The sequence below is a fragment of the Gemmobacter denitrificans genome (assembly GCF_036964905.1).
In the GTDB taxonomy this organism is placed as follows: domain Bacteria; phylum Pseudomonadota; class Alphaproteobacteria; order Rhodobacterales; family Rhodobacteraceae; genus Gemmobacter; species Gemmobacter denitrificans.
The window spans coordinates 166,831-179,596 of record NZ_JBALHR010000004.1 but is presented as its reverse complement, the minus strand read 5'-3'; the positions used below and the strand labels follow the sequence as shown (position 1 = coordinate 179,596).

Genomic DNA, 12,766 nt, shown 5'->3' with positions numbered 1-12,766 from the left:
TTGAGTTTTGGGGGATGAGGCCCCGCCGCTTCCAGGAAACGCGCGAACAGGATGAAGCGGCGGGGCGTAGGTCTGGGGTTTGCCACCTGACCTGAAGTGCTTATCGCACCCCTGACGCGGGGGCACCTTGACCTGTATCAAACGGTAGCCGTCTGATCTGCGGCAGCCTGTCGCAGCACCCAAGCCGAAAAGGCCTTCACCGCCGGGCGCGGGTGTCCGGGCCGGGTGATAAGGAAATATCCTTCGCGTTCATCATCCTCGAACAGAACCAGCAGACGCCCTGCCGCGATGTCACGTTCGACAAAGGCCCGCGCCAGCACGGCCACCCCCTGCCCGTCGCGCGCCGCATCCAGAATCAAGTTGCCGGGCATCGACATCATGGTGGCCCCGGCACGGCGGATCAGACCGTATTTTTCCAGAAAGGCGGTGGCCTCGGTCGTACCCAGTTCCTGCAGCCAGGGCAGCCCCGCCAGTTGCTCCAGCCCCACCGGACCCGGGCCGGACACCAGCGCCGGGGCGGCCACAACCACAATGCTGGAGCGCAGCACCAGCCGCGCCTGCAGCCCCGGCCAGGTGCCACTGCCATAGCGCAGGCCCAGATCGGCCTCGCGCCCGATCTCGCGGTTCTCCGACGCCGGGTCGATCGCCAGATCAATCCCCGGATGTCGGGCGCGGAAATCAAACAGCCGTGGCATCAGCCACCCCGCTGCAAAGGTGGGGGTGGTGGTGATGCGCAGCGGTTGGGCTTCGTCCGCCCCCGTCAGCACCGCGATGGCCTGCCCGATCTGGCCAAAGCCCGCCACCAGCGCCTCGGCCAGCCGCTCGCCCTCGGGCGTCAGCGTCAGGCGACGCCCGCCGCGTTCCACCAGATCGAGCCCCAGATGCGCCTCCAACGCGCGGATCTGCTGGCTGATCGCCGCATGGGTCACCCCGATCCGCGCGCCCGCCTGTTCCAGTGACCGCGCCTCGGCAAAGGCCGCAAAGGCCCGCAACTGCGACAGCGGCGGAAAGTCGCGCCAGCCCAACATGAAAGCCTCACTTACATGACAGCAAAAACCCTGAGTCGCAGGATGCGCCTTTTCTGCCTATATTCAAGCCATACCCTGAACAGACAGGAGATAAAGATGTTAGGGATTTTTGCAGAGAGCCTGATGCTGGCCGCCCGCCTGACCCCGGCCACCAGCCGCGAACAGATCGCCCGGCTGCGCCGCGAAGACGAAGAATGGATGCTCAGCATCCGCGACCGCCGCCGGTTCCTGACCGAGGTGCGCTGACATCATGACCCCAACCGACCAGTAAAGGCCCCCGGATCGCTCCGGGGGCCTTTTGCTGTGTGCTGCCTCTCAACCCTGCACGATAGGGCTAGCTCTGCGCCAGAAAACCCCATATGTTCACTTTTTGTTCTTAAACTATGGAGGCAAGACATGATCTCGGGAAGCTGTTGCTGTGGCGCGGTAAAGTTCGAATTGCGCGCGGCACCTGCCATGATGGGCACCTGCCACTGCACACGTTGCCGAAAGGCGGGGGCAAGCACGCTCGTCTTTGTAAAGCGCGAAGATCTGATCTGGTTGCAGGGCAAAGAGCATGTCGCACTCTATACTCCCGCCCCACCTTACAAATATGGCCGGTGTTTCTGCCGGTTCTGCGGTTCTTCGCTGGGTGAAATTCTCTCTGACGCGGCAACTTTCCCGATCTCAGCTCATGCGCTCGATACGGAGTTCGGCCTCAGGAACCAGTTCCACGAATTCACCTCGGAAAAACCTGGCTGGTATGAAATCTGTGACGACGCACCGCAATCGACAGGGCATCCGTCGGCATCGTGACACCGTTCTTGGCTGTTCGCCGTGGCATTGTTGCGATCCGAACGCCCACACCTGAGAATCAAAAGGCCCCCGGATCGCTCCGGGGGCCCTTCTGTTTCCGGTCAGGCGCGTTATTCCCCGCCGCCCAGACCATGCACATAGACCGCCACTGCGCGGATTTCATCTTCCGACAGACGGGTGTTCCAGTTCGGCATCACGCCAAAACGGGCATAGGTCACGCTTTCGGTGATCGCCTCACGCGAACCGCCATACAGCCAGACGGCATCCGACAGTTTCGGCGCGCCCTGCGACCGGTCGCCCGAGCCGTCTTCCATGTGGCAGGAGGCACAGTTGTCGGCGAACACGGTGGCACCGGCTGCGGCTTTGGTGGCGTCATGCTCTTGCCCCGACAGGGCCAGCACATGCTCCACGACTTCTTCGATCTGCGGCTTTTCCAGCAATCCGTCCACGCCGAATTTCGGCATTTCCGAATAGCGGGCATCGGCGTCATCGGTGTTGCGGATGCCATGGGTGATCGTCAGGTGGATCGATTCCATGTCACCGCCCCACAGCCAGTCATCATCCAGCAGGTTGGGGTAGCCAAGGTTCTGCACACCGGCGGCACCGGCACCGTGGCATTGGGCGCACCAGGTCTTGAACACGGCAGCGCCCGCCGATTTGGCATAGCCCTCCAGTTCGGGGTCGGCCGCGATGGCATTCAGTTCGGTGGCCACCAGCTTGGCCTTGATCGGCGCATTGGCGTCATCGAACCGCTTGATCTCTTCGGCCACGGCCAGACGGGTATCCCCCGCCGGCTGCGTTCCCCACATCCCTTGCGTCGCCGAGCTGACCAGCGGCCAGGCCGGATAGAAGATCATATAGGCCACCGACCAGATGATCGTCAGGTAGAAGGTCCACAGCCACCAGCGCGGCATCGGATTGTCATATTCCCGAATGCCATCCCATTCATGGCCGGTGGTCGGAACCTCTCCGGGCTTCTTCACTTGTTTGGCGCACATCGTTTCACGCCTCCTTGCTGTTGCGGCTGGGCCCTTCCGCAGCGGAAGCAGGGTGCTTCTCGTTGCGGAAGATCGAGTTGGCGGCCTCGGACTGAAGCTTGGCGCTGCCGGGGCGGAAGGCATAGAGCACTACCCCCACAAACAGGGCCGTCATCAGCAGAAGCATCCAGCTGTCGGCGAATTGGCGCAGGAAGGAATAGGTATCCATCTTCGCCCCCTTACCGGTTCGGGTCGGGCTGGAAGGTCGAGAAATCAACCATCGTGCCCAGCACTTGCAGATAGGCGATCAGCGCATCCATTTCGGTCAGCTCGGGCTGGCCGTCAAAGTTGCGCACCTGCGCCTTGGGATAACGGGCCAGCAGACCATCGGTATCGCCATTCGGATCGACCTGCACCGCGAAATCGGCAGCGGCGTTCTCCATCATCTCGGCGGTATAGGGCACGCCGACAATCTGGTTGGCCCGCATGGAATTGCCGATGTAGCGGGCGTCGATGACGTTGCCCATCAGGTATTCATACTTGGGCATCACCGATTCCGGCACCACGGATTGCGGGTTCATCAGGTGATCGACATGCCATTCATCCGAATAGCGCCCACCCACGCGGGCCAGATCCGGCCCGGTGCGTTTGGAGCCCCATTGGAACGGATGGTCATACATCGATTCCGCCGCGAGGCTGTAATGGCCATAGCGTTCGACCTCGTCCCGCATCGGACGGATCATCTGGCTGTGGCAGACATAGCAGCCTTCCCGGATGTAGATTTCCCGGCCCGCCAGTTCGAGCGGGCTGTAGGGGCGGACCCCTTCAACCTTTTCGATGGTGTTTTCCAGGTAGAACAGCGGCACGATCTGCACCAGACCGCCGATGGTCACCACGAGGAACGAAAGCACCAGCAGCAGCGTCGCATGGGTCTCGATGGCCTTGTGCTTGTCAAGAAATGCCATGGTGTTGCTCCTCATTCCGCCGGGACGAAGTTGTTGGCATTCACCGGCGCCTTGGCCGGCTGGGCCCGAACGGTCATCCACAGGTTGTAGCACATGATCAGCGCACCCGTCAGGAACAGCGCCCCGCCCAGACCGCGAACCACATACATCGGGAATTTCGCGGAAACAGTGTCGGCGAAAGCATTCACAAGGAAGCCATTGGCATCGACTTCGCGCCACATCAGGCCTTCCATGATGCCGGTCACCCACATCGAGGCGGCGTAAAGCACGATCCCGATGGTCGCCAGCCAGAAGTGCCAGGACACAAGGCTGAGGCTATAGAGCCGCTCGCGGTTCCACAGGCGCGGCACCAGGAAGTACAGTGCGCCGAAGGTGATCATGCCGTTCCAGCCCAAAGCGCCGGAATGAACGTGGCCGATGGTCCAGTCGGTGTAATGCGACAGGCTGTTGACGGCCTTGATCGACATCATCGGGCCTTCAAAGGTGGACATGCCATAGAAGCCGATCGACACCACCATCATGCGGATGATCGGATCGGTGCGCAGCTTGTCCCAGGCGCCCGACAGCGTCATCAGGCCGTTGATCATACCACCCCAGCTGGGCATCCACAGCATGATCGAGAACACCATGCCCAGGGTCGAGGCCCATTCCGGCAGAGCGGTGTAGTGCAGGTGGTGCGGACCGGCCCAGATATATAGGAAGATCAGCGCCCAGAAGTGGATGATCGACAGCTTGTAGCTGAAAACCGGGCGTTCGGCCTGTTTCGGCACAAAGTAGTACATCATGCCCAGGAAGCCCGCCGTCAGGAAGAAGCCCACGGCATTGTGGCCATACCACCATTGCGTCATCGCATCCTGCACGCCACCAAAAGCCGACACCGACTTGGACGAGAAGATCGAAACCGGAACGGCCAGGTTGTTCACGATATGCAGCATGGCCACAGTGATGATCATCGACAGCAGGAACCAGTTCGCCACATAGATGTGGGGTTCCTTGCGCATGATGAGCGTGCCCATGAAGGTCAGCAGGAAAGCCACCCAGACCACGGCGATCCACAGGTCGATATACCAGACCGTCTCGGCATATTCCTTCGACTGGGTCCCGCCCAGCACATAAGAGGTCGCTGCCAGCACGATCATCAGCTGCCAGCCCCAGAACACGAACCAGCCCAGATTGCCGCCCCACAGCCGCGTGGCGCAGGTGCGCTGCACGATGTAGAAGGCCGACATGATCAAGGCATTGCCGCCAAAGGCAAAAATCACCGCCGAGGTGTGAAGCGGACGCAGCCGCCCAAAGTTCAGGATGCCCTCGACACCCGGAATGTTCAGCGCGGGAAAGGCCAGCTGAAAGGCGATGACAACGCCCACCAGAAAGCCCACCACGCCCCAGAAGGCGGTTGCAATGACGCCGGCGCGCACGACGCCGTCATTGTATTCATTGATGGCCACGCGCTTCGGCTCGTCCATGCCACGCAGCACCACCACGAAGGTGATGGCCGCAGCAAGCATGACGACGATCGCGTTCACCATGTATGGCAGGTCATGCGCATAATTGGCGGCAATCGCGGCCAGCACCGCGACCGCGCCAAGCACGACCAATTTAACGTAATCCCACATTTTGCGTCCCTTCGTCTTGGCCCTTGTCACCGCCTTGAGGGGCGAGTCGTCCGGGCGCTTTTCGACCCCTGTGCTTTCGCATTTGCAGCGTGAAGCAGCCTTGATCCATGTCAATCTTTAGTTCTCCCTCCCTTGACGCAGGTCAATGCGACACGGGGCGCTGCGGGCTAGGCATTTCGTCGCGCCCCACAGCCCGGAGGGGCCCAGGACAGGAGACAGGACAGATGGCCTACAAGACGCTGACAACCGTCGTCACCGCCCCCGAAGATGCCGAGGCCGCCATTGCCGGGGCTGCCCGGCTGGCGCTCGCCTGCGATGCGCATCTGGATATTCTGGCACTCGGGATCGACCGCACGCAGATGGGCTATGCCTATATCGGCGGCGGGGCAGTGCTGATGCAGGTCGCCATGGATCGCGCCGAGGCCGATGCACGCGCCACCGAAGCCGCGGTACGCGCTGCCCTGCAAGGCCAGCCCGTCGGCCTGCGCTGGAGCGTGGAAGGCGCCATCACCCAGATCGGTGCGCTTGGCGAACTGGTGGCCCTGCGCGCCCGCTTCTCCGATCTGGTTGTGCTGCCGCGCCCCTATGGCAAGGGCAAGGGCAGCGAATCCGAGGCGGTGATCGAAGCCGCGCTGTTCGAAGGTCAGGCCCCGGTCATGGTGTTGCCCGACCAGAGCGCCCCCGGCTTTGGCCTGCCCCAACGCGTGGTCATCGGCTGGAACCAGAGCGCCGAGGCCATGACCGCCGTCCGTCGCGCCCTGCCGATGCTGACCGCCGCGCAACAGGTGAATATCGCGGTCATCGACCCGCCGCAGCACGGCCCCGAACGGTCAGACCCCGGCGGCGCGCTGTGCCAGATGCTGGTGCGCCATGGGGTGCGGGCCGAAGTATCGGTGCTGGCGCGCACCATGCCGCGCATCTCGGATGTCCTGAACCGCCATGCCCGCGACCTGAATGCCGATCTTCTGGTCATGGGGGCCTATGGCCATTCGCGTTTCCGCGAAGCGATCCTGGGCGGTGCCACCCGCAACATGCTGGAACAGGCCGAACTGCCGGTGCTGATGGCGCATTGACCATACCCGGCCGGGGCTTGGCCCAAGGCCTCCTTTATCTTGGTCCAACTATCCTCAGGGGTGAATAGAGCCGAAGAGGGGGCGCGAGCGCCCCCTGCCCCGCCACACAGGGGCCAGGTCAGTCGAGGAAACCGCCATCGCTGTCATCGGCCGCCTCTTCCATCAGCCGGTCGAAATCGGGGATGGTGACATGGCGCTTGCCTTCCAGCGCAATCACCCCGTCCCGCTTCAACGCGCTGATCTGGCGGCTGACGGTTTCCAGAGTCAGACCCAGGTAATCGGCCATTTCCTCACGCGTCAGCGGCAGATCGAAGCTCAGCGCGCCCTTGGGGGCCTTCAGCTTCAGCGTTGCATCGCGCCGCGCGATGATGCCCAGAAGCGAGGCGATCTTTTCCCGTGCCGTCTTGCGGCCCAAGAGCAGCATCCATTCCCGCGCCGCATCCAGTTCGTCCAGCGTCATTTCCAGCAGGCGCTGCCCGACATGCGGGGTGGTTTGCATCAGGTCTTCAAAGGGCTTCTTGCGGAAACAGCACATGACCAGATCGGTGGTCGCTGTCACATCATAGGCCGCCGTGGCCCGACCCGGACGCCCGACGAAATCCGATGGCAGCAAAAGCCCGACCATCTGGCGACGACCGTCTTCCATGGTCTGGGTCAGCGTGGCGATGCCCGTCACGACCGAGGCCACGAAATCCATCCGGTCGCCCGACCAGATCACCGTCTGGCCCGCCTGATAGCTGCGGTAATACTTGATCTGTTCCAGCCGGGTCAGTTCATCGCTGTCGCAGCGGGCGCAGACGGCCCGATGCCGGATGGGGCAATCACCACACTCATGATGCACAATGTGCATATCCTGCATCGGCATCAGCTTTCCGGTTTGATCTGGGTCAAGGTAAATTTTCGCGTCGTGAACCTAGTTTAGCCCCATGGAACAGGAATCGCAACTCGCCCGGCTCGGCCTTTTCGATGCGCGGGTGCCCCGGTACACCAGTTACCCGACGGCACCGCAATTCGGAAATTCGGTCACACCCGACCTCTTTGCCCGCTGGATTCAGGCAATCCCGGCGGGTTCGGCCATTTCGCTTTATCTGCATGTGCCATTCTGCCGCAGGTTGTGCTGGTTCTGCGCCTGCCGCACCCAGGGCACCTCCAGCGATGATCCGGTCATTGCCTATGTGCAGACCCTGAAGGCCGAAATTGCCACGCTGAAGCGCCATCTGGCGCCGGGCGTGCATCTCAGCCGCCTGCATTGGGGGGGCGGCACACCGACGCTGCTGCAGCCCGATCTGATCCGCGATCTGGCGGCCACCATTTTCGATGCTGTGCCAATGGGCGCGGATGCCGAGTTTTCGGTGGAAATTGACCCCGACGAGGTGGACGGTCCAAGGCTGGACGCGCTGGCGGCCAGCGGCATGAACCGTGCCTCGATCGGGGTGCAGGATTTCGACGATGAGATCCAGCGGCTGATCGGTCGCATTCAGCCCTATGACCTGACGCGCCGTGTGACCGACATGATCCGCGACCGGGGTGTACGCAGCCTGAATGCCGATATTCTCTATGGCCTGCCGCGCCAGACGCCGGAACGTATCTCGGACAGCGTGCAGAAACTGCTGACCCTGTCGCCCGACCGTGTGGCGCTTTACGGCTATGCCCATGTGCCATGGATGAGCCGGCGCCAGCAGATGATCCCGTCAGACTCTATCCCTACCCCGCAGGAACGTCTGCGCCTGTTTGACACGGCCGCGCGACTGTTCGACTGGGACGGGTATGAGGCCATTGGCATCGACCATTTCGCCCGGCCCGAAGACGGCATGGCCGTGGCCCATCGTGCGGGCCGCCTGCGGCGCAATTTTCAGGGCTATACCGACGATCAGGCCGATGTTCTGGTGGGGCTTGGGGCCTCCAGCATCTCGCGCTTCCCGCAAGGTTACGCGCAGAATGTGTCGGGCACGTCGGACTACACCAAACAGGTGCGCGCCGGGCAGTTCACCACCCATCGCGGCCATGTCTTTTCTGGCGAAGACAAGCTGCGGGGCCGGATCATCGAAGCGCTGATGTGCGATTTTCGCGTCTCGCTGACAGAATTGCAGCGCGATTTCGGCGTAACCCAGGCGCAACTGGCACCAATGTTCGCCGCGGCCAAGGCGCAGTTCAGCGCGATGGTGGACCTGACGGCAGAGGCTCTGACCATCCCGCCGCATGCCCGCCCGTTGACCCGGATGATCGCGCGGGCCTTTGATGCCTATGACCAAAGCAAGGCGCAACATTCGGCGGCAATCTGAGCAGGCCGCCACAGGAACCAAGGCAAGGCAGGGCCACTTGCTCTGCAACGCGCGGGGTTCGCGGCCTTTCGACCTGCGATCACGGCCCGGCAGCGGGGTGCCGCCTGCCCTAACCTGCCTTCGGGCCGAAGCTTTCCACCCAGGCCACCATGCGCGGCAGGCACACGGTTTGCAGATCGTAATTCTGCAGGATCGTTTCCCGCGCGCGCGCGCGCAGATCATCAAACCGGCCCGGATGGGCCAGCGCCTTGGTTACCAGCTTGGCCCAGCCTGACGGATCGAAGAAATCGACCAGGCGACCATTCACGCCATCTTCGATCAATTCCTGCACCGGCGCGGTGCGCGAACCGATGACCAGACAGCCTGCGCTCATCGCCTCCAGCATCGACCATGACAGCACGAAAGGATAAGTCAGATAGGCATGCACCCGGCTGACCTGCATCATGGATACAAAGGTCGGATAGGGCACCTTGCCCATGAAATGCACCCGGTTCAGGTCGATCCGGCCCTGCACTTCCGACAGGAAGATATCCTTCCACTTCGCCCCCTCGGGCGCGGCACGGCCATAACTGACATCATCGCCGCCGACGATCACCACCTCCACCTCGGGTCGTTCGGCCATGATCGCAGGCAGCGCTCGCATGAAGGTATGATAGCCGCGATAGGGTTCCAGATTGCGATTCACGAAGGTCAGCACCTCGTCGCCCGCGCGCAGTACCTTGCCATTCGGCAGGGTCAGGCTTGCTGACGGATCGGGTTTCATGACCTGAGTATCCACCCCGTCAAAGATCACCTCGATCTTGTCGCGCAGGGTCTGAGGATGGGTGCTGGCCTGCCATCTGGTCGGCGATAACCCGGCATCGCCATGCAGCAAGGCCTGCCCCAGATGGGCGGCGCGGCCCTGCGCGATCATCACCTGATCAAAGCTCGGATTGTCGAATTCGGGGTCAAAGCCCACATCGGCCCCGCGCCCCTTGTAGTAGAATTCGCTGTACACCAACAGCTTGGCCTCGGGCCAGACTTCCTTCAGAAACAGCGTCTCGCCCCAGCCGGAATGGCCAAAGATCACATCGGGCACATAGCCCTTTTCCCGCAACTGCAACGCCGCGCGGGCAACCGTCACCCCGCGATCCGACATCTGGGTGAAGTTGCGGCCCAGCCGACAGGCTGCCGGATCGGGCGCCGGGCTGGAATGGCGGTATTTCACCACCGGGATCGACGCCGCGCGGTTGTTGGTCGCATCGGTCAGTGCAAGGCATTCATGGCCGCGCCGCGCCATCTCGGGCGCCAGATGCAGGAACTGGCCCGGGAAATTCTGGTGAACGAACAAAATCTTCATGCAAACTCCGATCCGCCGAAAGCGGCGGTCAACAGACGGCGGGTATAATCTTCACGCGGATCGGCAAAGACCTGCGACCCGGATTCGACAATATCGCCATTGCGCATGACGATCACCTGATGCGCAAGTGCGCGCACCACCCGCAGGTCATGGCTGATGAACAGATAGGCCAGCCCGTATTTGCGCTGCAGGCTGCGCAGCAATTCCACGATCTGCACCTGCACGGTCATATCCAGCGCCGACGTGGGTTCATCCAGAACCACCAGCCGGGGCCGCAGGATCATGGCGCGCGCAATCGCGATACGCTGGCGCTGCCCGCCGGAAAACTCGTGCGGGTAGCGGCCCATCATGCCTGGGTCCAGCCCGACTTCGGTCAGGATATCGGCCACCATGTCGCGCCGGTTCCGGCCGGGATCAAGGCCGTGGACGTCCAATCCCTCGCCCACGATTTCCTCGACCGTCATGCGCGGCGACAGGCTGCCGAACGGATCCTGGAACACGATCTGCATATCGCGGCGCAACGGGCGCAGATGCCGCCCGCTGATCTGCTGAATCTCGCGCCCCTGCAGGCGGATCTTCCCCTGCGACGCAATCAACCGCAGAATGGCCAGCGCCAGCGTGGTCTTGCCCGATCCGCTTTCCCCGACAATGCCCAGCGTTTCACCGGCGCGCACCGACAGATCGGCACCGTTCACCGCCTTTACATGGCCGGTGACCTTGCGCAAAAGCCCGGTGCGGATCGGGAACCAGACCTGCAAACCCTCGGTCGCCAGCATCTCGGGCGCCTCGGCCGGCAGCGGATCGGGGCGCCCCTTCGGTTCGGCAGCCAGAAGCCTCTGGGTATAGGGATGCTGTGGATCGGCAAAGATCGCCGCCGCCGGCCCCTGTTCGACGATCTCGCCATCCTTCATCACGCAGACACGGTCTGCGATCCGGCGTACGATGCCCAGATCATGGGTGATGAACAGCATCGACAGGCCTTCCTCGCGCTTCAGATCGGCCAGAAGGTCAAGGATCTGCGCCTGAATCGTCACATCCAACGCGGTGGTCGGTTCATCCGCGATCAGCAGATCGGGGCCATTGGCCAGCGCCATAGCAATCATCACCCGTTGGCGTTGCCCGCCCGACAGTTCGTGCGGATAGGCCCCCAGACGGCTTTCGGGGTCACGGATGCCGACCTTGGTCAACAATTCCACGATGCGCGCCCGCGCGGCGGCCCCGGTCAGGCCCTGATGCAGCGACAGGCTTTCGGCCAACTGCTTTTCAATGGTGTGCAGCGGGTTCAGGCTGGTCATCGGCTCTTGAAAGATAAAGCTGATGTCGTTGCCGCGCACCCGCCGCAATTCGGGTTCCGCCGCAGTGGCCATGTCGCGGCCCTGCCACAGCACCTGCCCCGACACTTCAGCATTGTCGGCCAGCAACCGCACGGTGGACAGCGCCGTGACCGATTTGCCCGATCCGCTTTCGCCGACGATGGCCACCGTCTCGCCCCGGTTCACGTCAAAGCTGACGCCCTTCACCGCATGGATCAGACGGCCTTCCTGACGGAAGCGGATATGCAGGTTTTCAACCGAAAGCAGGGTCATTTGAAGGTCTTTCGCGGATCGAAGGCGTCGCGGACCCCTTCAAAGATGAAGACCAGCAGCGACAGCATCACCGAAAAGGTGGCAAAGGCGGCAAAGGCCAGCCAGGGCGCCTGCAGGTTCTGCTTGGCCTGCTGGGTCAGCTCGCCCAGCGACGGGGCCGAGGCGGGCAGGCCAAAGCCCAAAAAATCCAGCATGGCCAGCGTGCCGATCGCCCCGGTGATCAGGAAGGGCAGCATGGTCAGCGTGGCCACCATGGCATTGGGCAGCACATGGCGGAACATGATGACCCGGTCGGCGACACCAAGGGCCCGCGCCGCGCGGACATATTCGAAGTTGCGCGCCCGCAGGAATTCGGCCCGCACCACGCCGATCAGCGTGGTCCAGCCGAACAGGACCATCAGCCCGACCAGCAGCCAGAAATTCATCTGCCAGATCGCCGCCACGATGATGATGATGTAAAGGCTGGGCGTGGCCCCCCAGATTTCGATCACGCGCTGAAAGATCAGATCGACCCAGCCGCCGAAATAGCCCTGCACCGCACCGGCCGCGATGCCGATCAGGCTGGTCAGCACCGTCACGATCAGGGCAAAGCTGACCGAAAGGCGGAAACCATAGATCACCCGCGCCAGCACATCGCGCGCCGTGTCATCGGTGCCCAGCCAATGCCGGGCATCGGGGGCCGAAGGTGCCGCGCCACCGATGTCGTTGATGGTATTGTAGCTGTAGGGGATGGGCGCCCAGAGCATCCAGCCCGGTTTGATCGGCTGGCCTTCCACACTGCCCGCCTGCGCCTGGGCAAGAATACCTTCAGGGTCGTCCCAGCAGGCATCAGACCCTTGGGCCACGATCAGGCATTGCACTTCCGGGTCGCGATAGGCCGCCTCGGTCTGGAAATCGCCACCAAAGGCGGTTTCGGGGTAGAAGGTGAGGAAGGGCGTGTACAACTCGCCCTTGTGGCTGACCAGCAGCGGCTTGTCATTGGCGATCAGTTCCGCACAGAGCGACAGGCCAAACAGAACCGAAAAAATCCACAAGGACCACCATGCCCGGCGGTTGGCCTTGAAATTGCGCCAGCGGCGCTGATTGAGCGGTGACAGAGCCATGT

Annotated in this window: 13 protein-coding genes; 4 read left to right on the top strand and 9 right to left on the bottom strand. The window is 62.7% G+C overall.

The features are described 5' to 3' along the window. Positions 1-137: 137 nt before the first annotated feature. Positions 138-1,028: a LysR family transcriptional regulator gene (locus V6590_RS08980; RefSeq protein WP_335422081.1), complete on the bottom strand. Its 891-nt coding sequence runs from the start codon at positions 1,026-1,028 to the stop codon at positions 138-140. 96 nt (positions 1,029-1,124) lie between these two features. On the opposite strand from V6590_RS08980, the gene V6590_RS08975 reads away from it, so the two are divergent. Both V6590_RS08975 and V6590_RS08970 read left to right on the top strand, forming a co-directional pair. Next, on the top strand, positions 1,125-1,274 hold the full coding sequence (locus tag V6590_RS08975; RefSeq protein WP_335422079.1) for a hypothetical protein: 150 nt from the start codon (positions 1,125-1,127) through the stop codon (positions 1,272-1,274). A 150-nt stretch (positions 1,275-1,424) separates the two neighbouring features. After that, the gene (locus V6590_RS08970; RefSeq protein WP_335422077.1) at positions 1,425-1,823 is read left to right on the top strand and encodes a GFA family protein; all 399 of its coding nucleotides are present in this window, start codon (positions 1,425-1,427) and stop codon (positions 1,821-1,823) included. Positions 1,824-1,933: 110 nt separating this feature from the next. On the opposite strand, the gene ccoP is transcribed toward V6590_RS08970, so the two are convergent. The 4 genes from ccoP to ccoN are packed head-to-tail and all read right to left on the bottom strand — an operon-like array spanning position 1,934 to position 5,381. Beyond that, positions 1,934-2,821, bottom strand: a complete 888-nt coding sequence (gene ccoP, locus V6590_RS08965; protein ID WP_335422075.1) for a cytochrome-c oxidase, cbb3-type subunit III — start codon at positions 2,819-2,821, stop codon at positions 1,934-1,936. A 4-nt stretch (positions 2,822-2,825) separates the two neighbouring features. Next, positions 2,826-3,029: a cbb3-type cytochrome c oxidase subunit 3 gene (locus tag V6590_RS08960; RefSeq protein WP_335422073.1), complete on the bottom strand. Its 204-nt coding sequence runs from the start codon at positions 3,027-3,029 to the stop codon at positions 2,826-2,828. 10 nt (positions 3,030-3,039) lie between these two features. After that, positions 3,040-3,765, bottom strand: coding sequence for a cytochrome-c oxidase, cbb3-type subunit II (gene ccoO / locus V6590_RS08955; RefSeq protein ID WP_335422072.1), 726 nt, complete (start codon positions 3,763-3,765; stop codon positions 3,040-3,042). Between the two features lie 11 nt (positions 3,766-3,776). Further along, positions 3,777-5,381 (bottom strand): cytochrome-c oxidase, cbb3-type subunit I, encoded by a 1,605-nt coding sequence (gene ccoN, locus V6590_RS08950; RefSeq protein ID WP_335422070.1) that lies wholly within the window; start codon positions 5,379-5,381, stop codon positions 3,777-3,779. 224 nt (positions 5,382-5,605) lie between these two features. Here ccoN and V6590_RS08945 point away from each other — a divergent pair, with 224 nt between their 5' ends. Then, positions 5,606-6,454 carry a universal stress protein gene (locus tag V6590_RS08945; protein ID WP_335422068.1) on the top strand — a complete coding sequence of 283 codons (849 nt, stop codon included), beginning with the start codon at positions 5,606-5,608 and terminating at the stop codon, positions 6,452-6,454. 118 nt (positions 6,455-6,572) lie between these two features. On the opposite strand, the gene fnrL is transcribed toward V6590_RS08945, so the two are convergent. After that, the gene (fnrL, locus tag V6590_RS08940) at positions 6,573-7,319 is read right to left on the bottom strand and encodes a transcriptional regulator FnrL (RefSeq protein WP_335422066.1); all 747 of its coding nucleotides are present in this window, start codon (positions 7,317-7,319) and stop codon (positions 6,573-6,575) included. Positions 7,320-7,380: 61 nt separating this feature from the next. On the opposite strand from fnrL, the gene hemN reads away from it, so the two are divergent. Then, entirely contained in the window at positions 7,381-8,736 is a 1,356-nt protein-coding gene (hemN, locus tag V6590_RS08935) for an oxygen-independent coproporphyrinogen III oxidase (RefSeq protein WP_335422064.1), read from the top strand. A gap of 109 nt (positions 8,737-8,845) precedes the next feature. Here hemN and V6590_RS08930 read toward each other — a convergent pair whose 3' ends face one another. The 3 genes from V6590_RS08930 to V6590_RS08920 are packed head-to-tail and all read right to left on the bottom strand — an operon-like array spanning position 8,846 to position 12,764. Beyond that, positions 8,846-10,075, bottom strand: a complete 1,230-nt coding sequence (locus V6590_RS08930; protein WP_335422062.1) for a glycosyltransferase family 4 protein — start codon at positions 10,073-10,075, stop codon at positions 8,846-8,848. Further along, complete coding sequence (locus V6590_RS08925) at positions 10,072-11,661, bottom strand: ABC transporter ATP-binding protein (RefSeq protein WP_335422060.1); 1,590 nt, start codon at positions 11,659-11,661, stop codon at positions 10,072-10,074. Before V6590_RS08925 ends, V6590_RS08930 begins: the two co-directional genes overlap by 4 nt. Further along, positions 11,658-12,764, bottom strand: coding sequence for an ABC transporter permease (locus tag V6590_RS08920; RefSeq protein WP_335422058.1), 1,107 nt, complete (start codon positions 12,762-12,764; stop codon positions 11,658-11,660). Before V6590_RS08920 ends, V6590_RS08925 begins: the two co-directional genes overlap by 4 nt. Between the last annotated feature and the right edge of the window lie 2 nt (positions 12,765-12,766).